This window comes from Aromatoleum tolulyticum, assembly GCF_900156155.1.
Classification (GTDB): domain Bacteria; phylum Pseudomonadota; class Gammaproteobacteria; order Burkholderiales; family Rhodocyclaceae; genus Aromatoleum; species Aromatoleum tolulyticum.
This window is the reverse complement of record NZ_FTMD01000003.1, coordinates 183181-208115: the sequence shown is the minus strand read 5'-3', so window position 1 is coordinate 208115 and position 24935 is coordinate 183181. Positions and strand designations below refer to the sequence as shown.

General features: G+C 65.0%; 23 protein-coding genes. 17 read left to right on the top strand and 6 right to left on the bottom strand.

The genetic code is table 11. The features are described from left to right. Positions 1–49 precede the first annotated feature (49 nt). The 16 genes from leuC (at position 50) to BW991_RS05880 (ending at position 17720) form a co-directional block, all read left to right on the top strand. Positions 50–1459 carry a 3-isopropylmalate dehydratase large subunit gene (gene leuC, locus BW991_RS05955; RefSeq protein ID WP_076601185.1) on the top strand — a complete coding sequence of 470 codons (1410 nt, stop codon included), beginning with the start codon at positions 50–52 and terminating at the stop codon, positions 1457–1459. 75 nt (positions 1460–1534) lie between these two features. Continuing rightward, a complete protein-coding gene (gene leuD, locus BW991_RS05950; RefSeq protein ID WP_076601184.1) occupies positions 1535–2173 on the top strand; it encodes a 3-isopropylmalate dehydratase small subunit in 639 nt (212 codons plus the stop codon). A 34-nt stretch (positions 2174–2207) separates the two neighbouring features. After that, entirely contained in the window at positions 2208–3260 is a 1053-nt protein-coding gene (leuB, locus tag BW991_RS05945) for a 3-isopropylmalate dehydrogenase (RefSeq protein WP_076601183.1), read from the top strand. 27 nt (positions 3261–3287) lie between these two features. Beyond that, on the top strand, positions 3288–4421 hold the full coding sequence (gene asd, locus BW991_RS05940) for an aspartate-semialdehyde dehydrogenase (protein ID WP_076601182.1): 1134 nt from the start codon (positions 3288–3290) through the stop codon (positions 4419–4421). Between the two features lie 240 nt (positions 4422–4661). Next, on the top strand, positions 4662–7475 hold the full coding sequence (locus BW991_RS05935) for a motility hub landmark protein FimV (protein ID WP_076601360.1): 2814 nt from the start codon (positions 4662–4664) through the stop codon (positions 7473–7475). Between the two features lie 9 nt (positions 7476–7484). Beyond that, entirely contained in the window at positions 7485–8141 is a 657-nt protein-coding gene (locus BW991_RS05930; RefSeq protein WP_244551622.1) for an energy-coupling factor transporter transmembrane component T, read from the top strand. Continuing rightward, the gene (gene truA, locus BW991_RS05925) at positions 8138–8932 is read left to right on the top strand and encodes a tRNA pseudouridine(38-40) synthase TruA (protein ID WP_076601181.1); all 795 of its coding nucleotides are present in this window, start codon (positions 8138–8140) and stop codon (positions 8930–8932) included. Before BW991_RS05930 ends, truA begins: the two co-directional genes overlap by 4 nt. Further along, on the top strand, positions 8933–9556 hold the full coding sequence (locus BW991_RS05920; RefSeq protein ID WP_076601180.1) for a phosphoribosylanthranilate isomerase: 624 nt from the start codon (positions 8933–8935) through the stop codon (positions 9554–9556). It abuts the gene before it with no gap. Then, on the top strand, positions 9543–10754 hold the full coding sequence (trpB, locus tag BW991_RS05915; protein ID WP_076601179.1) for a tryptophan synthase subunit beta: 1212 nt from the start codon (positions 9543–9545) through the stop codon (positions 10752–10754). Before BW991_RS05920 ends, trpB begins: the two co-directional genes overlap by 14 nt. Before the next feature lie 41 nt (positions 10755–10795). After that, positions 10796–11611 carry a tryptophan synthase subunit alpha gene (gene trpA, locus BW991_RS05910; RefSeq protein WP_076601178.1) on the top strand — a complete coding sequence of 272 codons (816 nt, stop codon included), beginning with the start codon at positions 10796–10798 and terminating at the stop codon, positions 11609–11611. Further along, positions 11608–12477, top strand: a complete 870-nt coding sequence (gene accD, locus BW991_RS05905; protein WP_076601177.1) for an acetyl-CoA carboxylase, carboxyltransferase subunit beta — start codon at positions 11608–11610, stop codon at positions 12475–12477. The genes trpA and accD overlap by 4 nt, the downstream gene beginning before the upstream one ends. 15 nt (positions 12478–12492) lie before the next feature. Further along, entirely contained in the window at positions 12493–13770 is a 1278-nt protein-coding gene (folC, locus tag BW991_RS05900) for a bifunctional tetrahydrofolate synthase/dihydrofolate synthase (protein WP_076601176.1), read from the top strand. Between the two features lie 8 nt (positions 13771–13778). Further along, positions 13779–14486: an SPOR domain-containing protein gene (locus tag BW991_RS05895; protein WP_076601175.1), complete on the top strand. Its 708-nt coding sequence runs from the start codon at positions 13779–13781 to the stop codon at positions 14484–14486. Positions 14487–14505: 19 nt separating this feature from the next. Continuing rightward, positions 14506–14997 carry a CvpA family protein gene (locus BW991_RS05890; protein WP_076601174.1) on the top strand — a complete coding sequence of 164 codons (492 nt, stop codon included), beginning with the start codon at positions 14506–14508 and terminating at the stop codon, positions 14995–14997. Between the two features lie 10 nt (positions 14998–15007). Continuing rightward, positions 15008–16531, top strand: coding sequence for an amidophosphoribosyltransferase (gene purF / locus BW991_RS05885; protein ID WP_076601173.1), 1524 nt, complete (start codon positions 15008–15010; stop codon positions 16529–16531). Between the two features lie 19 nt (positions 16532–16550). After that, complete coding sequence (locus BW991_RS05880) at positions 16551–17720, top strand: O-succinylhomoserine sulfhydrylase (protein ID WP_076601172.1); 1170 nt, start codon at positions 16551–16553, stop codon at positions 17718–17720. A 54-nt stretch (positions 17721–17774) separates the two neighbouring features. On the opposite strand, the gene BW991_RS05875 is transcribed toward BW991_RS05880, so the two are convergent. From BW991_RS05875 to BW991_RS05855, 5 genes are read right to left on the bottom strand one after another with little or no spacing between them, the layout of a single operon-like run. Then, a complete protein-coding gene (locus tag BW991_RS05875) occupies positions 17775–18491 on the bottom strand; it encodes a UDP-2,3-diacylglucosamine diphosphatase (protein WP_076601171.1) in 717 nt (238 codons plus the stop codon). A 38-nt stretch (positions 18492–18529) separates the two neighbouring features. Beyond that, complete coding sequence (locus tag BW991_RS05870; protein ID WP_076601170.1) at positions 18530–19024, bottom strand: peptidylprolyl isomerase; 495 nt, start codon at positions 19022–19024, stop codon at positions 18530–18532. Between the two features lie 20 nt (positions 19025–19044). Further along, complete coding sequence (locus BW991_RS05865; RefSeq protein WP_076601169.1) at positions 19045–19623, bottom strand: peptidylprolyl isomerase; 579 nt, start codon at positions 19621–19623, stop codon at positions 19045–19047. 39 nt (positions 19624–19662) lie between these two features. Then, complete coding sequence (locus BW991_RS05860; protein WP_076601168.1) at positions 19663–20877, bottom strand: L,D-transpeptidase family protein; 1215 nt, start codon at positions 20875–20877, stop codon at positions 19663–19665. After that, positions 20874–22037 (bottom strand): nuclear transport factor 2 family protein, encoded by a 1164-nt coding sequence (locus BW991_RS05855; protein WP_244551621.1) that lies wholly within the window; start codon positions 22035–22037, stop codon positions 20874–20876. Before BW991_RS05855 ends, BW991_RS05860 begins: the two co-directional genes overlap by 4 nt. A gap of 210 nt (positions 22038–22247) precedes the next feature. Here BW991_RS05855 and cysS point away from each other — a divergent pair, with 210 nt between their 5' ends. Continuing rightward, positions 22248–23630, top strand: a complete 1383-nt coding sequence (gene cysS / locus BW991_RS05850) for a cysteine--tRNA ligase (protein ID WP_076601166.1) — start codon at positions 22248–22250, stop codon at positions 23628–23630. Positions 23631–23742: 112 nt separating this feature from the next. On the opposite strand, the gene dnaJ is transcribed toward cysS, so the two are convergent. Further along, on the bottom strand, positions 23743–24870 hold the full coding sequence (gene dnaJ, locus BW991_RS05845; RefSeq protein ID WP_076601165.1) for a molecular chaperone DnaJ: 1128 nt from the start codon (positions 24868–24870) through the stop codon (positions 23743–23745). Positions 24871–24935 lie beyond the last annotated feature (65 nt).

Sequence of the window (24935 nt, the reverse complement as noted above, 5' to 3'; positions counted from 1 at the left end):
TGTGAAATAATCGAAGACCCTTTCCTTGTCTTTCCGCGGGATTTATTGGATGGAAGCCCAGACGCTGTACGAAAAGTTGTGGTCCAGTCATGTCGTCCACCAGGAGGCCGACGGTACTGCGCTCATTTATATCGACCGCCACCTGGTGCACGAGGTAACCAGCCCGCAGGCCTTCGAGGGCCTCAAGCTCGCCGGGCGCAAGCCGTGGCGCGTGAGTTCGATCGTCGCGACCGCCGACCACAACACACCGACCGATCACTGGGAACGGGGCATCGAGGATCCGGTTTCGCGCCAGCAGGTCGAAACGCTGGACGCCAACATCCGTGAGGTCGGCGCGCTGGCTTATTTCCCGTTCAAGGACTCGCGCCAGGGCATCGTTCATGTGATCGGGCCCGAGAATGGCGCGACGCTGCCCGGCATGACCGTCGTCTGTGGTGACTCGCACACCTCCACGCACGGTGCGTTCGCCTGTCTGGCGCACGGTATCGGCACCTCCGAGGTCGAGCATGTGATGGCGACGCAGTGCCTGCTGCAGAAGAAGTCGAAGACCATGCTGGTCAAGGTCGACGGCAAGCTCGGGCGTGGCGTGTACGCGAAGGACATCGCACTCGCCGTGATCGGCCGCATCGGTACTGCGGGCGGCACGGGTTATGCGATCGAATTCGGCGGCAGCGCGATCCGCGCGCTGACGATGGAAGGGCGCATGACCCTGTGCAACATGGCGATCGAAGCGGGCGCGCGTGCCGGTCTCGTCGGCGTCGATGACATCACGATCGACTACCTGCGCGGCAAGCCGTTCGCGCCCAAGGGCGAGCTCTTCGACAAGGCTGCAGCCTACTGGCGCACCCTGAAGTCGGACGAGGGCGCGCGCTTCGACCGCGTCGTCGAACTCGACGCCGCCGAGATCCTGCCGCAGGTCACCTGGGGCACCTCGCCCGAGATGGTCGAGACGGTGACCGGCCGCGTGCCGGATCCGGCGAAGATCGCCGATCCGGTCAAGCGCGAAGGCGTCGAGCGCGCGCTCAAGTACATGGGCCTTGCACCGAATACGGCGATCAGCGAGATCCCGGTGGATCAGGTGTTCATCGGGTCGTGCACGAATTCGCGCATCGAAGACCTGCGCGAAGCGGCGGCGGTCGCCAAGGGGCGGAAGAAGGCGGCGAGCGTCAAGCGCGTCCTGGTCGTTCCCGGTTCGGGCCTGGTGAAGCAACAGGCTGAAACTGAGGGCCTCGACAAGATCTTCATCGACGCGGGCTTCGAATGGCGCGAGCCGGGGTGCTCGATGTGCCTGGCGATGAACGCGGACCGTCTCGAACCGGGCGAGCATTGCGCCTCGACCTCGAACCGCAATTTCGAAGGGCGCCAGGGCGCGGGCGGCCGCACGCATCTCGTGAGCCCTGCGATGGCTGTCGCCGCGGCCGTGGCCGGGCACTTCGTGGATGTCCGCGAGCTTTCCTGAACTCATCCGGCGCGAGGCCGCGCCGACGACCGATATTGACACGGATGGCCGGGCCATCCAGAGGGTAGTGAAAGAATGAAACCGTTTACCACACTCGAAGCGCTGGCCGTGCCGCTCGATCGTGCGAACGTCGACACCGACGCGATCATCCCCAAGCAGTTCCTGAAGTCGATCAAGCGCAGCGGCTTCGGTCCGAACCTTTTCGACGAATGGCGTTACCTCGATCACGGCGAGCCGGGGCAGGATTGCAGCGGCCGTCCCGGGAATCCGGATTTCGTACTGAACAAGGCGCGCTACCAGGGCGCGCAGATCCTGCTCACCCGTGACAATTTCGGCTGCGGCAGCTCGCGCGAGCACGCGCCGTGGGCTCTCGAGGACTACGGCTTCCGTGTGCTGATCGGCACGAGTTTCGCCGACATCTTCTTCAACAACTGCTTCAAGAACGGGGTGTTGCCGATCGTGCTGCCGGCGGCGCAGGTCGACGAGCTCTTCCGTCAGTGCGAGGCGGCCGATGGCTACCGCCTCGTGGTCGATCTGGCGGCGCAGACGGTCACCCGTCCTGACGGCATGATCGTCAAGTTCGACGTCGATCCATTCCGCAAGGAATGTCTGCTTAACGGCTGGGACGACATCGGCCTGACGCTGCGCCACGCAGACAAGATCCGCGCTTTCGAGGAAAAGCGCCGCGCCGAGCACCCCTATTATTTCGCCTGAGCAGCGCTGCAAGGGCACCTGGAGAAACCTGCTGATGAAGATTTGTGTTCTGCCGGGCGACGGAATCGGTCCGGAAATCATGGCCGAAGCCGTCCGCGTGATCGACGCGCTGGACCTGAAGTTCGAACTCGAAGAGGGCCTGCTGGGCGGTGCCGCGGTCGATGCGACCGGCGATCCGTATCCGGAAGCGACGCGCAAGCTCGCGCGCGAGGCCGACGCCGTGCTGCTCGGTGCCGTCGGCGGCCCGAAGTGGGACAGCCTGCCGCGCGAGCAGCGCCCCGAGCGCGGCCTGCTGGGCATCCGCAAGGATCTGTGCCTGTTCGCCAACCTGCGTCCGGCGATCCTCTATCCCGAGCTCGCGAATGCCTCGACGCTCAAGCCCGAGGTCGTCTCGGGCCTCGACATCCTGATCGTGCGCGAACTCACCGGCGACATCTACTTCGGTCAGCCGCGCGGCATCGAGAACCGTAACGGCGAGCGCTACGGTTTCAACACCATGCACTACACCGAATCCGAGATCCGCCGCATCGGCCGCGTCGCCTTCGAGGCCGCCCGCAAGCGCAACAAACGCCTGTGCTCGGTCGACAAGATGAACGTGCTGGAAACCACGCAGCTGTGGCGTGACGTGATGACCGAGCTTTCGCCCGAGTATCCGGACGTCGAGCTCACCCACATGCTCGTGGACAACGCCGCGATGCAGCTTGTCCGTGCGCCCAAGCAGTTCGACGTGATGGTCACCGGCAACATGTTCGGCGACATCCTGTCCGACGAGGCGTCGATGCTCACCGGTTCGATCGGCATGCTGCCGTCGGCCTCGCTGGACGCGAACAACAAAGGGCTCTACGAGCCCTCGCACGGCTCGGCCCCGGACATCGCCGGCAAGGGGGTGGCGAACCCGCTCGCGACGATCCTGTCGGCGGCGATGATGCTGCGCTATACGTTCAATAACGAGGCCGCCGCTACCCGCGTCGAGACGGCCGTGAAGAAGGTCCTCGCTCAGGGATATCGCACCGGCGACATCTACGAGCCGGGTACGACGAAGGTGGGCACGAAGCAGATGGGCGACGCCGTGCTGGCGGCGCTCTGAGATTTCTGGCAATTCGAGGTATAGCAAATGAACAAGGTTGGTCTGGTCGGTTGGCGTGGCATGGTCGGTTCCGTGCTGATGCAGCGCATGGTCGAGGAGGGCGACTTCGCCCACATCGAGCCGGTGTATTTCTCGACGTCCGCGGCCGGCGGCAAGCCGCCCGCTTTCGGTGGCAAGGAAGCCTCGCTGCCGCTGCAGGATGCGTCGAACATCGACATGCTCAAGCAGATGGACATCGTGATCACCTGCCAGGGCGGCGACTACACCAAGTCCGTCTATCCGCAGCTGCGTGCCGCGGGCTGGAAGGGGCACTGGATCGACGCCGCGAGCGCCTTGCGCATGGAAGACAACGCGGTGATCATCCTCGATCCGGTCAACATGAATGTGATCAAGGATTCGCTCGTGAAGGGCGGCCGTGACTGGATCGGCGGCAACTGCACCGTCTCCCTGATGCTGATGGGCCTCGGCGGTCTTTTCCGGAACGACCTCGTCGAGTGGGTGTCGGCGATGACCTATCAGGCCGCCTCCGGCGCCGGCGCGCAGAACATGCGCGAGCTGCTTGCCCAGATGGGGGCGCTGCACGATGCAGTCAAGGCGGAACTGGCCGATCCCGCTTCCGCGATCCTCGATATCGACCGCAAGGTCGCCGCGACGATGCGCTCGTCCGATTTTCCGGTGAAGAATTTCCGCGGAGCCGCGCTCGCGGGCAGCCTGATCCCGTGGATCGATGTGCCGGTCGACAACGGCCAGTCGAAGGAGGAATGGAAGGGCGGTGCGGAGTGCAACAAGATCCTCGGCCGGCCCGCCTTCCGCAGCCCCGGCAGCATCCCCATCGACGGCCTGTGCGTACGCATCGGCGCGATGCGCTGCCATTCCCAGGGGCTCACGATCAAGCTGCGCAAGGACGTGCCGCTCGACGAGATCAGCGACATCATCGGGAAGGCCAACGACTGGGTGAAGGTCGTTCCCAACGAGCGGGAAATCTCGGAGCGCGAACTGACCCCGGCAGCCGTCACTGGCACCTTGGCGGTCCCCGTCGGCCGTCTGCACAAAATGGCGATGGGGCCCGAGTACCTCGGTGCCTTCACCGTTGGCGACCAGCTGCTTTGGGGGGCGGCCGAGCCCCTGCGCCGCATGCTGCGCATCGTTCTCGATCGCTGATCGTAGTGGCGTGAGGAAACGGCGTTTGCATCGCCGTTTCCTCGTGTCCTATGCCTTGGTCCTCAAGGCAGGATGACGGTATTTGCGGATTGGGAAATAGTCTTGGCAATTAAAGAATTGCTGCCAAGACTTAAACAAAATGTTAGATTGCCGAGGCATGACGGATGCCCGGCTGCGTCCGCGACGTCCATATTCCACGCAGTTTGGTACCCAGACTAGGGTGCGGATGATAAGACAATGATGAAGACATCGATCAAGGCTTCCCTGATCGCGACGGCGATCGCCATGTTCCCACTAGGCAGCAATGCCGCCGGACTCGGTTCGATCCATGTTTTCAGCGGCATCGGACAGCCGCTCAGGGCAGAGGTCGAGCTGAACGCGAGCAATGAGGAGCTACAGTCGCTTTCGGCGCGCGTTGCTCCCCTGGAAGCATTCCGTCAGGCGAGTCTTCAATATACCGCTGCGATATCGGGGCTGCGCTTCGCGGTAGAGCGCAGGGGTAGCCGCTCCGTTGTCAAGATCACCAGCGACAGGCCGTTTAACGATCCGTTCGTCGATCTCCTGATCGAGCTGAACTGGGCGTCCGGACGGCTGATGCGTGAATACACCTTCCTGCTCGATCCCGTGCCCGCAGGTGCTCCGGCTCCCGCCGTCGGGCGCGGAGCGGCGCCGGTCGCTGCGCCGCTTGCTGCGCCGGCTGCGTCAGTGCAGCGCAGGGCGCCGGTAGCGAATCAGGCGCCGGTTGCAGGCCAGGCGGCCGGGACCGGCGGCGAGCGCCATGAGATCAGGAAGGGCGATACGCTTCATCGTATCGCCGAGGCGAACCGGCCCGAAGGCGCCAGCCTCGATCAGATGCTCATCGCCCTGTTTCGGGAGAATCCCGAAGCTTTCGACGGGAACAACATCAACCGCCTGCGCACCGGTGCGATCGTGAACGTTCCGTCCGATGCGCGCGTTCGCGAGATCGATCCCGGTCAAGCGCGTCGCGAGGTGCAGGCCCAATCCGCGGACTTTGCCGCGTACCGCAGGAAGCTCGCCGGAGCGGTCGCCGCGCGGCCCGTGGCCGGTGAATCGGCTCCGTCGCGTAGTGATGCCGGCACGATCGTGCCGAAAGTCGACGAGCCTGCGCGCCCCGTAGCGGGCGATCAGGTCAAGGTTTCGGGTGCGCCGGCCGAGCCGGGGGCCGACAAGGCTCGCCTCGCCCGCCTTCAGGCGCTCGAGGAGGAACTCGTTGCGCGCGACAAGGCGCTCGAGGAAGCGAATAGTCGTGTCGCCGCCCTCGAGGCCAATGTCAAGCAGATGCAGGAATTGCTCAACCTGCGCAGCGAAAGCATGGCTCAGCTGCAGCAGCAAGCGACCGCCGCGCCGTCGGCTGCGGCGCAGGAGCCCGCCGCGGCGTCTTCCGCTCCGGCGCAGCAGCCCCCCGCGGCAGAGTCGCAGCAGGCGGCCCCGGTCCAGGAGCAGGCGCCCGTTCCTGCACCCGCGCCCAAGTCGGCGCCCGCTCCGGTGCAAGCGCCGGCGGCGGTCGAGGAGCCGGGCTTCGTTCAGAGCCTGCTCGGCGATCCGGCGGTCCTTGCCGGTGGTGGCGGCATTCTCGCGCTCCTCCTTGCATATGTCGGCATCAAGGCGCGACAGCGGCGCAGGCAGGATGAGGATCATGGGGTCGAATCCGTCGCGAGCGCCTTCCCGCCGCCGACCAATTCGGTCTTCGGAGCGACGGGGGGGCAGAGCGTCAACACGGGCGAGAGCAGCGTACTGCACACGGATTTCAGCCAGTCCGGTCTTTCGGCGATCGACACCGACGAAGGCGTCGATCCCGTTGCCGAGGCCGATGTGTATATGGCTTACGGGCGCGACGCGCAGGCCGAGGAGATTCTGCTCGATGCCCTGAAGACCGACACCACGCGGATGGCGATCTACGTCAAGCTGCTGGAGATCTACGCCCAGCGCAAGAATCTCAAGGCGTTCGAGAACACCGCGACGGATCTCTATTCGCGGACCGGCGGCGAGGGGGGGGATTGGGAGAAGGCTGCCGAGATGGGGCGTCGCCTCGATCCCGAGAATCCCCTGTATCGTGCCTCGGCGGCCAGCGGTATCCCGACTGCCGGTTTTGCAGCGGGTGCCACGGTCGCGGCGGGTCTCGCGGCGGCCACCCATTCAGGCGCTTCCGACACATCGTTCGCCGCGGCGGGGCCTGCCGTTCGCGAGTCGCCGTCGACCGAAATGCCGGTGGATGCCGGAATCGAGGCTTTGCCGGAGGTCGACGCGGGAGCGCTCGACTTCGATCTCGATGCCGGCCTCGATTTGGGTGCGGTCGCCGCAGCGGAGGCTCCCATGCCGCAACTCGATGCTGTTCCGCCCGCGGAGATCGCGGCGCAGCCTCTGGAGGCTGCAGCCTCATTCGATCTTGATGTCGGCGGGATAACAGGGGAGCCGGTCGAGACGGAGCCGGTTTCGCAGCCGGCTGCCGATCCGATGCTTGCGACCGTGATTGGGCAGGGGATGGACTTCGCGGCGGCAGACCAAGCCCTCGAATTCGATCTTGCGCCGGATCTCGATGTCGCCCCGGTGTCGGTGTCCGGCGAGGTCAGCCTCAACGAGACCGTGATTTCAGCCAATAGCGCGCCGGCCGCGAGCGGTAATGGATCGGCGGACGATCTAGAGAAGACGTCGTTCGACAGCAGTCTGCTGGACTTCGACTTCAATCTCGACGGCGGCGCCAACCAACCCGCTGCGAGTTCGCCGGGACTCGATCTCGCGGGCATCGATTTGAATCTGGAAGCAACTTCCTCGATGCCTTTGACGCCGGCGGCCGAGGCAGCGGAAATTCCTGACATCGGTGATGTTGTCGGGTCCGCGGGCGAAGCGTCTGCCGGCGGCCTGGCGCCTGACGCGGATGTGGTCGAAGAGGTCAATACCAAGCTCGAGCTGGCCCGCGCCTACGAGGAAATGGGCGATACGGAGGGGGCGCGCGAACTCGTTCAGGAGGTGTTGCGCGAGGGCTCGGCGGCGCAGCGGGAGGCGGCGGCCCGCCTGGCCGAGCGACTCGGTTAACGGTCGGGGTTGCAGGTCGCGCATTTCAAGGGGCCGCCGTCGGGCGGCCCGTTCATTTTCATGCACTCCGGATCCGTAATTGTGTTGTGGATGGCGTGCGTCGTCGTCCTGCAGGTCTTGTCGCCCGTGCCCCTGGCGGTTGCGGCAGGCTTGTGCGCGCTTGCCGGATGGCGGTTTGCGCCATCGCGTAGCCTCAAGTTGCTGCGGCGTGTGCGCTTTCTTGTTCTCGCGATACTCGTGCTGTTCGCCGGATTTACGCCGGGCGAGGCGCTCGTGCCGGCGCTTCCCGAATTCAGTCCGAGTCGCGAAGGGCTGGTGTTGGCTGCCGAACATGTGGGGCGGTTGGTCGCGGTCGTGCTGTGCGTGGCGTTGCTGCTGGAGGGGCTGCCGGTGTCGCGTCTTGTCGGCGGTCTGCATGCCCTGCTGCGCCCTCTGGGATGGCTCGGTCTCCCTACCGAGCGGCTGGCGGTACGCTTGATGCTCGTTCTACGCTACGTGGAATCGGCACCTGCGGCTGCGTGGCGCGACTGGCTCGAGGATGACGGTATCAATGGCAACGGCGCCGACAGGATCGTGATTGCCCGCGAAGCCCTTGCGTGGGGGGATCTGGCGGCTTTGCTACTGGCGCTGGGAGCGGCAGCGTTGTGGTTCGGAGTGACACGATGAGAATTGCTCTTGGCGTCGAATACGCCGGCGACGCCTTTCAGGGCTGGCAGAGCCAATCCCACGGGCAGACCGTGCAGGACCATCTCGAGGCAGCGCTCGGCGGCATGGCCGGTCACCCGGTGCGACTGCACTGCGCCGGGCGGACCGACGCCGGCGTCCATGCGACGGCGCAGGTGGTACATTTCGACACCCAATCCGTGCGCTCGCTGCATGGCTGGGTTCGCGGTACCAATGCCCGGATGAAAGGGCCGGTCGCGGTGCGCTGGGCGGTGGAAGTCGGCGAGGATTTTCATGCGCGCTTCTGCGCCGTTTCGCGCCGTTACCGCTACATCCTCTACAACTCGGCCGTGCGTCCTGCGCTCCTGGCCGGTCGCGTGGGATGGTTCCATCCGCCGCTCGATGAAGCGGCGATGGCGGAGGCCGCCCGTTCCCTCCTGGGCTGGCAGGACTTTTCGGCGTTCCGTGCCGCCGGATGCCAGGCGAAGTCGCCGATCAAACTGATGCACGAGGCGCAGGTGAGGCGCGACGGGGACTACATCGTCTTCGATTTCTGGGCGAATGCCTTCCTGCACCATATGGTGCGCAACCTGGTCGGGTCGCTGGTGTACGTCGGCAAGGGCTGTTTCCCGCCAGCGTGGATGTCCGAAGTGCTGCAGTCGCGCGACAGGAGCCGGGCAGCGATGACTTTCTCCCCGGACGGGCTGTATCTCGCGGGTGTCGAGTACCCCTCGCACTGGCCGCTGCCTGATGAAGGGCGTATCATCGCGCTCCCGCGTATCCCTTTCGTCTGAGTGTCCAGAACCCGAATCAAGATCTGTGGCCTGACCCGCGCCGAGGACGTGCATGCCGCCGTCGAGGCTGGCGCGGATGCGATCGGACTGGTCTTCTATCCGCCGAGCCCGCGTTTCGTCGCGTTCGAGCGTGCCGCGGAGCTGGCTGCGCTGGTGCCGCCGTTCGTCACGACGGTCGGTCTCTTCGTGAATCCGGATCCGGCGTACGTGCAGCAGGCGCTCGCACAGGTGCCGCTGCAGCTCCTGCAGTTTCACGGCGACGAGCCCGAAGGCCTGTGTGCGGCCTTCGGTCGCCCCTGGATCAAGGCCGCGCGAGTGCGCCCGGGGGTCGATCTGGTAGAATTCTCGGCTTCCCACCCGTCCGCTTCCGGATTGCTGCTCGACGCGTTTGTCGAAGGCTACGGCGGCGGAGGCAAGGTTTTCGATTGGTCCCTGATTCCCGAGCGCCTCGGGCGGCCGCTGATCCTTTCCGGTGGACTGGATCCCGATAACGTCGCCGAGGCAGTCCGCCGCGTAAGGCCGTGGGCTGTCGATGTGTCCAGCGGCGTGGAGTCGGGCAAGGGTATCAAGGATGCGGCACGGATTGCCGCGTTCGTCGCTGGAGTACGCAATGCAGACGGCTGACAAGCCATACCGGTTTCCTGATGCGCACGGCCATTTCGGGCCGTACGGCGGCGTGTTCGTCGCCGAGACGCTGATTCCTGCGCTGGACGAGCTCAACGCAGCCTACGAGGCGTGCCGGAACAACCCGGCCTTCGTGGCCGAGTTCGAATACGAGCTCAAACACTACGTCGGCCGGCCGAGCCCGATCTACCACGCGAAGCGCATGTCGGATGTGCTCGGCGGTGCGCAGATCTACCTCAAGCGCGAGGATCTGAATCACACCGGTGCGCACAAGGTGAACAACTGCATCGGACAGGCTCTCGTTGCGCGCTACATGGGCAAGCCGCGTGTGATCGCGGAGACCGGCGCCGGTCAGCACGGCGTCGCGACGGCGACGGTAGCGGCGCGCTACGGGATGGAGTGCGTGGTGTACATGGGCGCCGAGGACGTGAAGCGCCAGGCCGCCAACGTGTACCGCATGAAGCTTCTGGGGGCGAAGGTCGTTCCCGTGGAGTCGGGCTCCAGGACGCTGAAGGACGCGCTCAACGAAGCGATGCGCGACTGGGTCACGAACATCCACAATACTTTCTACATCATCGGCACGGTGGCCGGGCCGCATCCGTACCCGATGATGGTGCGCGACTTCCAGACTGTCATCGGCAAGGAATGCCTCGTGCAAATGCCGGAGATGACCGGTCGCCAGCCCGACTACGTGATCGCCTGCGTCGGCGGCGGGTCGAACGCGATGGGCATATTCCATCCCTACATCGACGTTGCGGGAGTCAGGCTGATCGGCGTGGAAGCATACGGCGAGGGGCTGGAGTCCGGGCGCCATGCGGCCAGCCTCACCGGCGGAACCCCCGGCGTGCTGCACGGCAACCGCACCTACCTGCTCCAGAGCGACGACGGCCAGATCATCGAAACCCACTCGATCTCGGCCGGTCTCGACTATCCGGGCGTAGGGCCGGAGCATGCCTGGCTCAAGGACAGCGACCGCGCGGAGTATGTCGGGGTCACCGACGAGGAGGCGCTGGCCGCTTTCCACAATCTGTGTCATCTCGAAGGCATCATCCCCGCGCTCGAGTCGTCCCACGCCCTCGCGTATGCCGCGAAGCTGGCGCCGACCCTGCCGCGCGACAAGATCCTGCTGGTCAATCTCTCCGGTCGCGGCGACAAGGACATGCACACTGTCGCCGAAAAGTCCGGCATCCAGTTCTGACTCCGCGGGCCTTCACGGGCCCGCGCATCCCGATACCGCTTATGTCCAGAATCCAGTCAGTTTTTCAGAGCCTGCAGGCCTCGGGGCGGCGGGCGCTGATCCCCTTCATCACCGCGGGCGACCCCGTTCCCGAACTCACCGTGCCGCTGATGCATGCGCTCGTCGATGGCGGGGCGGACATCATCGAGCTGGGCGTTCCGTTCTCCGATCCGATGGCGGACGGCCCGACCATCCAGCGCGCGTCCGAGCGCGCGCTCGCCAATGGGATGAGCCTGCGCAAGGTCCTCGCGCTGGTGTCCGACTTCCGTACGACGAATTCCGGTACGCCGGTCGTCCTGATGGGCTATGCGAACCCGATCGAGGCCATGGGCGTCGAGCGGTTCGTCGCCGCAGCCGGCGCTGCCGGCGTGGACGGGGTCCTCGTCGTCGATTACCCGCCCGAGGAGTGCGAAGCGTTTGCGCGCACGCTCAAGGCGGGCGGCATGGATCCGATCTTCCTGCTGGCACCGACTTCCACCGAACAGCGCATCCGTGAGGTCGCGACGATAGGCAGCGGCTACATCTATTACGTCTCGCTCAAAGGGGTGACCGGTTCGGGTGCCCTCGACTTCAACGATGTCGCCGCGCGCATGCCGCAGATCCGCCAAGGGGTCGGCATGCCCGTCGGCGTCGGCTTCGGCATCCGCGACGCCGAATCGGCCCGCCGTATCGGCGAAGTGGCCGATGCCGTCGTGATCGGCAGCCGCATCATCGAGGAAATCGAGAACAGTCCGCGCGATCAGGCGGTAGCCCGGGTAAAGAATTTCGTTGAGGGCGTGCGCGCCGCGCTCGACCAGATCCAAGGAGCTCCGCGATGAGTTGGCTTCAGAAACTGCTGCCGCCGAAGATCAAGCGTGCAGAGAGTGCAGCGCGCAAGTCGATTCCGGAAGGCCTGTGGAGCAAGTGCCCGGCGTGCGAGGCCGTCCTCTATCGCTCCGATCTCGAGAGCAATCAGAGTGTGTGTCCGAAGTGCGGTCACCACCAGCGCCTGCGCGCGCGGGCACGGCTCGACCTGCTGCTCGATGCGGAAGGGCGCTTCGAGATCGGTAACGAGGTCGTCCCGGTTGATCCGTTGAAATTCAAGGATTCGCGGCGCTATACGGAGCGTCTGTCGGCGGCGAACGACGATACCGGCGAAGCCGACGCAATGGTCGTGATGCAGGGCTCCATCCTGACCGTGCCGGTCGTGGTCGCCTGCTTCGAGTTCGATTTCCTCGGCGGATCGATGGGATCTGTCGTGGGTGAGCGCTTCGTGCGAGGCGCAAAGGCTGCGCTGGAGCAGCGCCTGCCTTTTATCTGCATCACCGCCACCGGCGGCGCCCGAATGCAGGAGGGGCTCTTCTCGCTGATGCAGATGGCCAAGACGACGGCTGCGATCACGCAGCTCGCCGAGCGCAAGCTGCCGTTCCTCACTATCCTCACCGATCCCACGATGGGGGGGGTATCTGCCAGCTTCGCTTTCATGGGCGACGTCGTGATTGCCGAACCGGGCGCCCTGATCGGTTTCGCGGGTCCGCGTGTGATCGAGCAGACCGTGCGTGAAACCCTGCCAGGGGGGTTTCAGCGCTCCGAATTCCTGCTCGAAAAAGGCGCGATCGACATGATCGTCGATCGGCGTGAAATGCGCTCGAAAGTCGCCGAACTTCTGACCCTACTCACGCGTCAGCCCGCCATTGGTGTTTGATTTCCGTTCCGCTTCATGCATCTTCCCGATTCCCTGAGCGGCTGGCTCGAGCTGCTCGAAAGCCGCCATGCGGTCCAGATCCAGCTTGGCCTGGATCGCGTATCCCGCGTGCGCGACGCGCTCGACGTGCGCAGCGATGCCGTGGTGATCACCGTCGGCGGCACCAACGGCAAGGGCTCGACCTGCGCGATGCTGGAGGCGATCCTGCTCGCTGCCGGATACCGCGTCGGCTGCTACACGTCCCCGCATTTGCTGCGTTACAACGAGCGCGTGCGCATCGACGGACGCGAAGTCGATGACCAGATGCTGGCCGACGCCTTTCGCGCAGTCGAGGAGGCGCGCGGCGAAACCCCGCTGACCTATTTCGAGCACGGTACGCTCGCCGCCTGTTGGGCATTTTCCAGTGCGCCGCTCGACGTCGTGATCCTCGAAGTCGGCCTCGGTGGGCGCCTCGATGCGGTAAATGCGATCGACTCCGACTGCGCGATCGTGACCGGCATCGCGCTGGACCACATGGATTGGCTGGGCGACACGCGGGAGAAGATCGGCTTCGAGAAGGCCGGCATCTTCCGCGCGGGGCGTCCGGCGATCTGTTCCGATCCGATGGCCCCCGCCACGCTGGTCGACCATGCACGCGCGATCGGCGCCGACCTGAAGCTGGTTGGCGAGGATTTCGGATTCAGCGGCGACCGTACCCAATGGACCTGGTGGAGCAAGGGCGGCGCGCGTCGAGGGGGGCTCGCTTATCCTGCCCTGCGCGGGGCCAACCAGCTCCTGAACGCGTCGGCAGTGCTGATGGCGCTCGAAATGCTGCGACAGCGGATCCCCGTGTCCATGCAGGCGGTCCGCCAGGGGCTGATGCTCGTCGAACTGCCCGGGCGATTCCAGGTGTTGCCGGGGCGGCCCTCGGTGGTGCTCGACGTCGCGCATAATCCGCAGGCCGCGGGCGTGCTGTCCGAGAACCTGTCCAACATGGGCTTTTTCCCGGAAACTTGGGCGGTCCTGGGCATGCTCGCGGACAAGGACGTCGAAGGTGTTGTGAAGCTGATCCAGGATCGCGTCGATCACTGGATGCTGGTGAGCCTCCCCGGGGCGCGCGGGCTTAGCGCCGAGCGTCTCGAGCAGCGCCTGCGCAGTGTCGGGGTGCGAGGCGATATCCAGCGATTCGAGAGCCCGGCGGAGGGCTATGCGGCCGCCCGGAAAACTGCAGGCGAGGGTGATAGAATTGTAGCCTTTGGCTCATTCCTGACGGTCGCGGATGTGCTGGCTTTCGCCCGCGCCGCTCGTCATTGAGGCTCCGCGTGACCGATAGCGACAACGTCGAACTCAAGAAGCGCGCCAGGCGCCGCTTGGTGGGAGCGGCTGCTCTGGCGCTGCTCGCAGCGATCATCCTCCCGATGGTGATGGATCAGGAGCCGAGTGCTCCGGCGCAGGATATCCAGGTCACGATTCCCGACCGCGAGGCCGACAACACCCTGTCGCGCCCCATTGCAGGGCGCTCGGCGCGAGATCCCGACCTGCAACTTGCGCCTCCGCCCGAGGAGCAGCCGCCTGCTTCAGGTTCCTCCGAGGTGCCAAGGCAGGAAGTCGCGGCAGGCGTGCCGCCTCCGCAACGCCCGGCTCCTGCCCCCGCCGCAACCGACGTACCAAGGGGCGCAGGACCGGCAAGCTCTGCGGTCGAGCCCCTCAAGACGGCGCCATCGCCGGCGGCGAAGATCGCCACAACCGACAGCGCTCGTGCCTTGGCCATTCTCGAAGGCAAACCCGCCGTGCCTTCCGCCTCCGCAGCGGCAAGCAGTTTCGTCGTCCAGATCGGCGCCTTTGGTGACGGCGGCAAGGCCGCGTCGATTGCGGCAGACCTGAAAAGGCGGGGTTTCGCAGCCTACACTGAAAAGGTCGGCGCGATGACGCGCGTGCGGGTCGGACCATTCGGCGGGCGCGATGATGCCGAAAAAGCTGCCCAGCGGGTCCGGGCGAGTGGATTGAGCGGTTCGGTCGTGCCGAAATGAGCACGCGCAGATTCCTGCGATGACGGTATTCGATTACGCATTCCTCGGAGTTCTCGCTTTGTCGGCGGCGATCGGCATGTGGCGCGGATTGGTAAGCGAGGTGATCGCGCTGCTCGCGTGGGCGGTTGCGCTCTTTGCAGCCTGGCGCTACGCCGGCGATGCGGCGGTGCTGTTCGGCGGCATGATCGTCGAACCGGCCTGGCGCCAGATCGCCGGATTTGCGCTGATCTTCGTCGCGGTGCTGATGCTTGCTGCCTTGTTGCGTTTCCTGCTGCGCGAGCTGCTCAAGGCGGTTGGGCTCGGCACTGCCGACCGGGTGTTCGGCGCGCTGTTCGGTGTCGCCCGCGGTATTGCCATCGCCGTCGCGGTGGTGCTGCTCGGCGGTCTGATCGGGATTGCGCGCGAACCATGGTGGTCCAACGCAATGTTCGCTCCTCCGCTGGAGACGGCGGTCATCGCTGCCAAACCGTGGCTGCCCGATGTGGTGGCTACAAAGATTCGATTCAGATAGGTGCTATTCCATGTGCGGAATCATTGGGGTCGTTGCAAAATCCCCGGTCAATCAGTTGCTCTATGACGGCCTGCAGGTGCTGCAGCACCGCGGACAGGATGCGGCAGGCATCGCCACGTCGGAGGGCGGGCGCTTCCTCATGCACAAGGGGCCCGGGCTCGTGCGCGACGTGTTCCGCACCCGCAACATGCGCAATCTGGTCGGCAATTGGGGTATCGGCCATGTCCGCTACCCGACCGCGGGGTCGGCGTGCAATCCGGCCGAAGCGCAGCCTTTCTACGTCAATTCGCCCTTCGGCCTGCTGCTGGCCCATAACGGCAACCTGACGAACTCCGAGGAACTGAAGCGCGAGATGTTCCTCTCCGACCTGCGCCACATCAACACCAACTCTGATTCCGAGGTGCTGCTGAACGTGCTCGCGCACGAACTGCAGGCTGCTGCCAAGGGCTTCAAGCTCGACGAGGACGCCGTCTTCCGCGCAGTGGCGGGCGTGCATCGCCGTTGCCGTGGTGCGTATGCGGTTGTGGTGATGATCGCCGGGTTCGGGTTGCTGGCCTTCCGTGATCCGTTCGGCATCCGTCCGCTCGTCGTGGGGCGCAACGATGTCAACGGCGGCCATGAATGGCTCGTCGCATCCGAGTCGGTCGCGATGGACGTGCTCGGGTTCAAGACGTTGCGTGACGTGGCGCCGGGCGAAGCGATTCTCATCGACACACAGGGCAATTTCCGCAGCCGCCAGTGTGCGGAGAAGACGGTCGAAGCGCCGTGCATGTTCGAGTTCGTGTATCTCGCGCGTCCGGACTCGGTGATCGACGGAGTGTCGGTTTACGAGTCGCGCGTGAAAATGGGTGAATTCCTCGCCGACAAGCTCAAGCGCGTCGTGCCCCACGCGGACATCGACGTCGTGATCCCCATCCCAGATTCCAGCCGTCCCTCTGCGATGGAGATGGCCCATCGGCTGAACCTCCCCTACCGCGAAGGGTTCGTGAAGAACCGCTACATCGGGCGCACTTTCATCATGCCCGGCCAGGCGACCCGGCGTAAGTCGGTGCGCCAGAAGCTCAACACCATCCCGCAGGAATTCAAGGGCAAGAAGGTACTGCTGGTCGACGACTCCATCGTCCGCGGTACCACCAGCCGCGAGATCGTCACCATGGCTCGCGACGCCGGCGCCGTGAAGGTGTACCTCGCGTCTGCAGCGCCGCCGGTTCGCTATGCGAACGTGTACGGCATCGACATGCCGACCCGCGCCGAACTGATCGCGGCCGATCGCAATGAGGAAGAGATCTGCCGGGTCATCGGAGCGGACGGACTGATCTATCAGGATATCGCCGATCTCAAGGCCGCCGTGCGGGCGGTCAATCCCGCGATCAAGTTCTTCGAGACGTCCTGTTTCGACGGCTCCTACATCACCGGCGACATCACGCCCGAATACCTGAACGGCGTCGAGAACCAGCGTGGCGAGACCAAGTCGGGCGACGATGGCGAAGGCGGGCAACTCGACCTGAACCTGGTCGCAAATCAGGACAACTGAGCAGGACAACTGAGCGGACATGAGCGAATACGAGTTCGACACCCTGGCGGTGCGCGCCGGCATCGCGCGCAGCCAGTTCAATGAACACAGCGAAGCCCTCTATCTCACTTCGAGCTTCGTCTTCGACAACGCCGCGCAGGCCGCGGCCCGCTTCTCCGGCGCGGACGAGGGCAACGTCTACGCGCGCTTCACGAATCCCACCGTGACGGCGATGCAGCAGCGCCTCGCCGCCCTCGAGGGCGGCGAAGCCTGCGTCGCTACCGCGTCGGGCATGTCCGCGATCCTGTCGCTCGCCATGGCGACGCTGCAGGCGGGTGACCACGTGGTCGCGTCGATGGGGCTTTTCGGGGCGACGCAGCAGCTCTTCGGGACGATCCTGGCGAAGTTCGGCATCGAGACGACCTTCGTGCCCGCGACCGACCCGGATGCCTATCGCGCTGCGATCAAGGCGCGCACGCGGCTCTTTTTCATCGAGACGCCCTCGAATCCCCTCACCGAGGTCATCGACATCGCCGCCGTGGCAGAGATCGCACATGCCTGCGGTGCGATCCTCGCCGTCGACAATTGTTTCTGCACCCCGGCGCTGCAGCGCCCGCTCGAAATGGGGGCCGACGTAGTCGTGCATTCCGCGACGAAGTACCTGGATGGCCAGGGGCGGGTGCTCGGTGGTGCGGTGGTTGGCAAGAAAGTCATCGTCGACGAAGTGTTGAAATTCCTGCGCACGGCAGGACCGTCGATTTCGCCCTTCAATGCGTGGGTGATCCTGAAGGGGCTGGAAACTCTGCGCATCCGCATGGAGGCACAGTCGGCGACCGCGATCGAACTCGCGCGCTGGCTCGAGCAGCAAGCGGGTGTCGAGAGGGTGTATTACCCCGGCCTCGCCTCCCATCCGCAGCACGAACTCGCGATGCGCCAGCAGAAGTCCGGCGGGGCGATCGTCAGCTTCGAGGTCGCCGGAGGGCGTGAGGGCGCATGGCGGGTCGTGGATTCGACGCGCATGATCTCGATCACCGCGAATCTTGGCGATGCCAAGACCACCATCACCCATCCGGCGTCCACGACGCATGGGCGCATCAGTGCCGAAGCGCGTGCTGCGGCAGGCATTACCGAGGGACTGCTGCGTATCGCTGTCGGCCTGGAGGCGGTCGAGGATTTGCGCGCGGATCTCGCACGCGGCCTGGCGGGCTGACAGGCGTCGCGGGGGCGGCGCGCTTGGCGCCCCCTTGTTACGCGCGAGAGTTTCTCAAGGGCCGGGGCGGAATTCTGTTCCGTCCCAAAGCAGCCAGTTCGCCGTTCCGCGCCAGTCGGAGAGAACCCAGCGCTCGCATGCCCGACCGTCCACTTGATGTACATGGCGTGCCGGTCGGTGCGTATGGCCATGGATGAGCGTCGGGTAGTCGTGGGCTCGCAGCAGGGCATCCACGGCTGCGGCGTTCACGTCCATGATGTCCAGAGTCTTTTCCTGCTTCGCCGTTTCGCTATGTCGACGCAGACCCTCGATCACCTGCTTGCGTTCTTCGAGGGGGCGTGCGAGAAATGCCCTCTGCCACTGGGGGGAACGGACCTGATGACGGAAAGCCTGATAGGCATGGTCATCGGTGCAGAGGCTGTCGCCATGGGTGATCAGCACCCGCCGGCCATCGAGATCGAGCACCGTGGGATCGGCAAGGATGGTCAGCCCCGCATGACGCGCGAAGTCTTCGCCCACGAGAAAATCGCGATTCCCTGCGACAAAGCCGATCCGCGTACCCCGCGCGGCGAGTGTCGCAAGGGCTTCTCCGATCTCGCGGTTCAGCGGGATGCCGCAATCGTCGTCGCCGGCCCAGTACTCGAACAGATCCCCGAGGATGTACAGGGCATCAACCCCGCGCGCCTGCCCTGCAAGCAGGCCGAGGAAAGCGCGGGTGTTGTCCGGACAGTGCTCCGAGAGGTGCAGATCCGCGATGAAGAGGGCCGACATGCGCGTAGGGGTGCTTGAAGCGGGTCGGCCCGTCGATATCAGACGATTTCGGCGCGTTCGATGATGACGTCCTCGACCGGCACGTCCTGGTGGAAGCCGCTCGAACCCGTACGCACCGCGCGGATGCTGTTTACGACGTCCATGCCTTCGGTGACGCGGCCGAACACGCAGTAGCCCCAGCCCTGGACGTCCGGTGCGCGGTAATTGAGGAAGTCGTTATCGACGACGTTGATGAAGAACTGGGCCGTGGCGGAGTGGGGCGCCTGGGTGCGGGCCATTGCGATCGTGCCCGTGAGGTTCTTCAGGCCGTTGTCGGCCTCGTTCTTGATCTGCTCGCCGGTGGGCTTCTGCTTCATGCCGGGCTCGAAACCGCCGCCCTGGATCATGAAGTTCTTGATCACGCGATGGAAGATGGTGTTGTCGTAGTGGCCCGCGCTGACGTAGTCGAGGAAGTTCTTGACCGTCTCGGGTGCCTTGTCGGCGTCGAGTTCGAGGGTGATCGTGCCGTGATTCGTATGAAGCTTGACTGCCATGTGGGGCTCCTTGGGGCTCGTTACTTGGTTTGACCGGTCTTGGCAGCCTCAATGAGGCGGACCGATTCGATGACTATCGGTTCGGCCGGGACGTTGGGCATGCCGCCAACGACACCGGTGCGCGTCTTGCCGATCTTCTGCACGACGTCCATGCCGCTCGTGACCTTGCCGAACACCGCATAGCCCCAGCCGTCGCGCGACGGGTAGTCGAGGAAGCTGTTGTCGATGAGGTTGATAAAGAACTGGGAGGTGGCGGAATGGGGGGCGGAGGTCCGTGCCATTGCGAGCGTGCCCGTTTCGTTGCGCAGGCCGTTCTTGGCTTCGTTCTCGATAGGTGCGCGTGTCGGCTTCTGGCTCATCGAGCCGTCGAAGCCTCCACCCTGGATCATGAAACCGTCGATGACGCGGTGAAAGATCGTGCCGTTGTAGTGGCCGCTCTTCGCATATTCGAGGAAGTTCTCGACCGACTTGGGCGCCTTGTCCGCAAATAGTTCGAGGAGGATCGTGCCCTGATTGGTGCGCATTTCGATGACGGGATTGGCGGCCTGTGCGACGGTGCAGCAGACGAAGAGGAACAGGCTTGCGAAAAAGCGTTTCATGTCGAGCTTCCGTTCGGGAGTGAAATTGTCGGACGGCCCTCAGGCCTTGCCCTCATAGACGATCTTCCATCGACCGCCTTCCTTGAGCCAGTACTGGCGCTTGCGGACACGGTCGGACAGGTCGTCGCTGCGGTAGTCCTGCTCGAAGGTCACGACCACGATGTCGTCTCGCCCGGGATTCCGGAACATGCTCAATTTGTCGAGGCGCACCTTGATCCATTGGCGGCTAGCCGCGACCTTGCGTTTCTGTTCCGACCATTCCGCGAAATTCTGGGTGTCGCTGCGGAAGTCCTTCGAATAATGCGAGAGGTAACGGCCCACCTCGCCGGCCTTTTCCCAGTCGCGGCGCCAGTCTTCGATCGCCAGTTGCAGGTTGCGGCGTTCGGCCTGCCAGTCGTCCAGCGACAGCCATTCGATGTCGTTGCTGATGATCACCGGCGTGAGTCCGGGCTGGACGAAGTTCGAAAGCTTGAGAAAATCCTGATTCGCAAGCGTGACGCAGCCTTCGGAAGACAGCGGCGGCCGGGCGTAGGTGTTGCTCGGGGTTCCGTGCAGCCAGATTCCGTGTCCGGTGCGTCCGAGCCGTCGGTCCCACTCGTTTGGGTAATTGATCGGGAAGGCGCCGATGCCGTATAGATCCGGCAGTTTTGCCTGCTCGATGAAGGAGGTCACTTCATACACGCCGAGCGGCGTCTTGTTGTCTCCCTCGACGCGCTTGTCCGTGCCGGCCTTGCCATGACTGATGTAGTAGTCGGCGACGAAGCGCGGCTTTCCGCCCTCGTTGGCATATACGTACAGACGTGCGCGTTTGGTGTCGACGACGACCGCAAAGCGCTGGTCCGGACCCATCTGCAGGAGATAGCGCGGGATGTAGGTCGCCGCCGCGGGACGCTCGCGATAGGCACGCAGCCTCGCAATGGCTTCATCGCGCAGTTCACTGACCCGTTCTGCGGGTGCCGGTGCATTGCCGAACGTCGAGATCGGCTTGGAGCGGGCCAGCAGCAGGTCGCCCTTGATCAGATGGGCAAGCCGGAAATTGGGGTAGGCGCGCAGCACCTCCTCGGTTCTTTCGAGTGCCGCGTCGAGCCGGTTCGCTTCGATTTCGGTGAAGACGTATTCGAGCGACGCATCCGGACCGGAATCGGAGATGCCACGCGGAGCCGGTGCGCCGGTCGCCACGAGTGGCAGAGTCGCCACGGCCAGGGTGGCGAGCAGTCGGGCGAACGGTTTCCGTCCGAGGGGCATTTCCGTCATCCTCCGACGCGTTCCTGGCGGATGCGCCACGAACCGTTACGCTTGACGAGTTCGAGCGTCTTGGTCGTGCTGGAAGTGAAGCCTGCAGACTCATAGTTCTGACGGAAACGTACCGTTGCCACTTCGCCGTCCACCTTCGCGTCGGGTTTCTCGATGTCGACGGCAATGCGGCCGGGTTTGCCCACGCGCTGTTCGCGCTCGTCTTCCCAAGCCTTGCGGGACACGCCGCCCGGGGTGCGGAACTCCTTGTCGTAGAAGCCGAGGTACGTCTTCACGTCTTTGCGCGACCACGCCTTGGCCCAGGCTTCGACCGTCTGCAGTGCTTCGCGCTCGGCGTTGGAACCGGCTGCCGCGACGGTTGCGGGTTCCGGCGCTGCAGGGCGGGGTGTGGGTGCCGCCGCAGGGGCGGGCGATGCCACCGGGGCCGTCGAGGCCGCCGCAGGGGCCGGCGCCGCGACAGGTGCCGCCGGCTTGGCCGCAGGGGCAGTCGTGGCGGCGGCCGGCGCGACCGGAGCCGGCGTGGATGGCGCGGGCGCGCCGGCGACTGCGGCCGGCGCTGCGGCCGGTGCAGGGACGGGGATTGCGGCCGGAGCCGAAGCTGCGGCGGTGCGCGACTGTCCCCCCTGTCCGGTGACACGGGTTCGCGAACCGGAGGACATCATCTCGCGGATCAGTGCGAGCTTGGACTGTGCAGCCGTGTTGGCCGAGTCGAGTTGCAGGGCCTTGTCGTAGGCCTGGCTCGCGAGGCGTGCGTAGACATCGCCGAGGTTCTCGTGGGCGGTCGCATAGCTCGGGTGGGTGCGGATCGCCATTTCCAGGGCCGCACGCGCCTTGTCGTACTGGCGCTGCTGGGCGTACAGCACGGCAAGGTTGTTGTAGGGCTCCGGCAGTTCGGGGAAATCCTCGGTGAGCTTCTGGAAAACCGCGACGGCTTCGTCCTGGCGGTTGAGCTCGGTGAGGGCGATTCCCTTGAGGAAGCGCGCCTGCGGTTCCTTGGCATTGCCCGCGAGCACCCGGTCGGCCATTGCCAGCGCCTGCGCATGCTGGCCCTGATTCACGAGCGATTGAATCTGGGCGACGTTGTCGGCCGCGTGCAGCAACGGAGCTGCGCCGAGGCCGACGATGAGGGCCATCACGGCCAGGGCGGAATTGGGTCGCATGTTCATTGTGTTAGAATTGCTCGGTTTCCGTTGATCCACGCGGATTTAACACGACATTCTATCAAATAACGGGAGTCGCATCACGGCGGGCCAGCGGACCCGGTGCGAAGGCTGCGGTCCTCACCGACGCTTTTCGGCTCGCCGTTCGACCGTGCGCGGAAATCTGTCCCGTCGAATGCTGTCTTTCTGTGCCGCCTTGCGGAAAATGCCATGCTTCAGATCCACAACACACTGACGCGAAAGAAAGAAATCTTCGTTCCGATCGAGCCCGGTAAGGTTCGGATGTATGTCTGCGGCATGACTGTGTATGATTTTTGCCATCTAGGTCATGCCCGCGTGATGGTTGTGTTCGACATGGTCGCGCGCTGGCTGCGGGCGAGCGGGTTCGGTCTTGAGTATGTCAGGAACATTACGGATATTGATGACAAAATCATTCGTCGTGCAGGTGAGAACGGGGAGTCGATCCGTTCGTTGACCGACCGCTTCATCGCGGCGATGCACGAGGATGCTGATGCGCTCGGCGTGATGCGACCCGACCACGAACCGCGTGCGACGGAGTACGTGGGACAGATGCAGTCGCTGATCGAGCGCTTGCGCCACAAGGGGCTCGCATACGTCGCCGAGAACCGCGACGTGTGCTACTCGGTGCGCAAGTTCGAGGGCTACGGCAAGCTGTCGGGCAAGTCGCTGGATGAGTTGCGTGCCGGTGAACGCGTGGAGATTGCGGGCGACAAGAACGATCCGCTCGATTTCGTGCTGTGGAAGCATGCGCGTACCGAGGAGCCGGCGGAGGTGAGGTGGGCCTCGCCGTGGGGTGAGGGGCGCCCCGGCTGGCATATCGAATGCTCCGCGATGAGCTCGGATTTGCTCGGCGAGCATTTCGACATCCACGGTGGCGGACAGGACCTGCAGTTCCCGCACCACGAAAACGAAATCGCGCAGTCGGAGGGGGCTCATGGCCACACCTTCGTGAACTACTGGATGCATAACGGCTTCGTTCGCGTCGATGACGAGAAGATGTCGAAGTCGCTCGGCAATTTCTTCACGATTCGGGACGTGCTGAAGAAGTACGACGCCGAGGTGGTGCGCTTCTTCATTCTGCGCGCCCACTATCGCAGCCCGCTCAATTACTCGGATGCGCATCTCGAGGATGCCCGCCAGTCGCTCACGCGCCTGTACACCGCGCTGCGCAACGTCGCGCCGGCGGATGCGCCGATCGACTGGGAGGAGGCGCACGCGCGGCGCTTCCGCGAGGCGATGGACGACGACTTCAATACCGCCGAGGCGGTCGCTGTGCTGTTCGATCTCGCGAACGACGCGAATCGCAACGGTTCCGCGGCCATGGCAGCGCAACTGAAGGGCTTGGGCGGAGTGCTCGGCCTGCTCGGCCGCGATCCGCTGGCCTTCCTTCAGCGCGGCACTTCGGAAGCGGGGAGTGACGAAGCTGGGGAGATCGAGGCGCTGATCGAGCAGCGCGTGCAGGCCAAGAAGGCGAGAAATTTCGCCGAGGCGGACCGGATTCGTGCCGACCTGCTGGCGCGGGGCATCGCGCTCGAGGACACGCCACACGGTACCTTGTGGCGGCGCGCGTAAGCACTTGAGGCGATTGCGCCCCGCGATGCGGGGGGCAATCGCCGGATTCAAACGGTGCCGGATCGGCCGCGGCGCCGGTTTTCCCCGGCGTGCGGCCGATCCGTGCGCGGCATCAGCCGCCGAAGAACTCCTTCACCTTGTCCATCCAGGACTTGGCCTTGGGGTTGTGGCGATCGGCATCGCCGCGCGACACTTCTTCGAATTCCCGCAGCAGTTCCTTCTGACGCTCGGTGAGGTTCACCGGCGTCTCGACGACGACATGGCACAGCAGGTCGCCGTGCGCTTGCGAGCGCACGTTGCGGATGCCTTTGCCGCGCAGGCGGAAGACCCGCCCGCTCTGTGTCTCTGCCGGGATCTTGAGGCGTGCCATGCCCTCGAGCGTCGGGATCTCGATCTCGCCGCCCAGCGCGGCGGTGGTGAAGCTGATCGGCATCTCGCAGTGCAGGTCGTCGTGTTCGCGCTGGAACACCGAGTGCTGGCGGATGTGGATCTCGACGTAGAGGTCGCCGGGGGGGCCGCCATTGACACCGGGCTCACCGTGGCCGGCGTGGCGCAGGCGCATGCCTTCGTCGATGCCGGCGGGAATTTTCACCTCCAGCGTCTTCTGGCGCTTCACGCGACCGGCACCGCCGCAGTCGCGGCAGGGGTCGGGGATGATGCGGCCCGTGCCGTGGCACTTCGGGCAGGTCTGCTGGATCGAGAAGAAGCCCTGCTGGATGCGCTCCTGGCCGGCGCCGCCGCAGGTGGGGCAGGGCTTGGGCTGGGTGCCCGGCTTTGCGCCGCTGCCGTGGCAGGTGTCGCACTCTTCCACGGTCGGGATGCGGATCGTTTTTTCCGCTCCGCGTGCGGCTTCTTCCAGCGAGATCTCGAGGTTGTAGCGCAGGTCCGCGCCGCGGTAGACATTCGAGCGACCGCGGCCTCCTCCTCCGCCGAAGATGTCGCCGAAGATGTCGGAGAATGCATCGGCGAAACCGTCGAAGCCCTGCCCACCGGGACCCGCTCCGGCCGAGGGGTCGACGCCGGCGTGGCCGTAGCGGTCGTAGGCGCCGCGTTTCTGCGCGTCGGAGAGGATCTCGTAGGCTTCCTTGGCCTCCTTGAACTTGTCCTCGGCGTCCTTGTTGTCCGGATTGCGGTCCGGATGGTGCTTCATGGCCAGCTTGCGGTAGGCCTTCTTGATTTCGTCGTCCGCGGCGTCGCGATTGACGCCCAGTACGTCGTAGTAATCCCGTTTCGTTGCCATTTCCTGTCGCTCAGGCTGGGGTGGCCGCGCGGGCCTCCCTGTCATGCAAAGGCCGAGCCTGCCGG

Coding starts and splice junctions, on each gene's coding strand:
- dnaJ (WP_076601165.1), bottom strand. CDS start 24,870: ATGGCAACGAAACGGGATTACTACGACGTACTGGGCGTCAATCGCGAC.
- BW991_RS05875 (WP_076601171.1), bottom strand. CDS start 18,491: ATGTCGGCCCTCTTCATCGCGGATCTGCACCTCTCGGAGCACTGTCCG.
- accD (WP_076601177.1), top strand. CDS start 11,608: ATGAGTTGGCTTCAGAAACTGCTGCCGCCGAAGATCAAGCGTGCAGAG.
- cysS (WP_076601166.1), top strand. CDS start 22,248: ATGCTTCAGATCCACAACACACTGACGCGAAAGAAAGAAATCTTCGTT.
- leuC (WP_076601185.1), top strand. CDS start 50: ATGGAAGCCCAGACGCTGTACGAAAAGTTGTGGTCCAGTCATGTCGTC.
- trpA (WP_076601178.1), top strand. CDS start 10,796: ATGTCCAGAATCCAGTCAGTTTTTCAGAGCCTGCAGGCCTCGGGGCGG.
- purF (WP_076601173.1), top strand. CDS start 15,008: ATGTGCGGAATCATTGGGGTCGTTGCAAAATCCCCGGTCAATCAGTTG.
- leuD (WP_076601184.1), top strand. CDS start 1,535: ATGAAACCGTTTACCACACTCGAAGCGCTGGCCGTGCCGCTCGATCGT.
- BW991_RS05890 (WP_076601174.1), top strand. CDS start 14,506: ATGACGGTATTCGATTACGCATTCCTCGGAGTTCTCGCTTTGTCGGCG.
- truA (WP_076601181.1), top strand. CDS start 8,138: ATGAGAATTGCTCTTGGCGTCGAATACGCCGGCGACGCCTTTCAGGGC.
- BW991_RS05865 (WP_076601169.1), bottom strand. CDS start 19,623: ATGAAACGCTTTTTCGCAAGCCTGTTCCTCTTCGTCTGCTGCACCGTC.
- BW991_RS05935 (WP_076601360.1), top strand. CDS start 4,662: ATGAAGACATCGATCAAGGCTTCCCTGATCGCGACGGCGATCGCCATG.
- BW991_RS05880 (WP_076601172.1), top strand. CDS start 16,551: ATGAGCGAATACGAGTTCGACACCCTGGCGGTGCGCGCCGGCATCGCG.
- BW991_RS05855 (WP_244551621.1), bottom strand. CDS start 22,037: ATGCGACCCAATTCCGCCCTGGCCGTGATGGCCCTCATCGTCGGCCTC.
- BW991_RS05870 (WP_076601170.1), bottom strand. CDS start 19,024: ATGGCAGTCAAGCTTCATACGAATCACGGCACGATCACCCTCGAACTC.
- leuB (WP_076601183.1), top strand. CDS start 2,208: ATGAAGATTTGTGTTCTGCCGGGCGACGGAATCGGTCCGGAAATCATG.
- trpB (WP_076601179.1), top strand. CDS start 9,543: ATGCAGACGGCTGACAAGCCATACCGGTTTCCTGATGCGCACGGCCAT.
- asd (WP_076601182.1), top strand. CDS start 3,288: ATGAACAAGGTTGGTCTGGTCGGTTGGCGTGGCATGGTCGGTTCCGTG.
- folC (WP_076601176.1), top strand. CDS start 12,493: ATGCATCTTCCCGATTCCCTGAGCGGCTGGCTCGAGCTGCTCGAAAGC.
- BW991_RS05860 (WP_076601168.1), bottom strand. CDS start 20,877: ATGACGGAAATGCCCCTCGGACGGAAACCGTTCGCCCGACTGCTCGCC.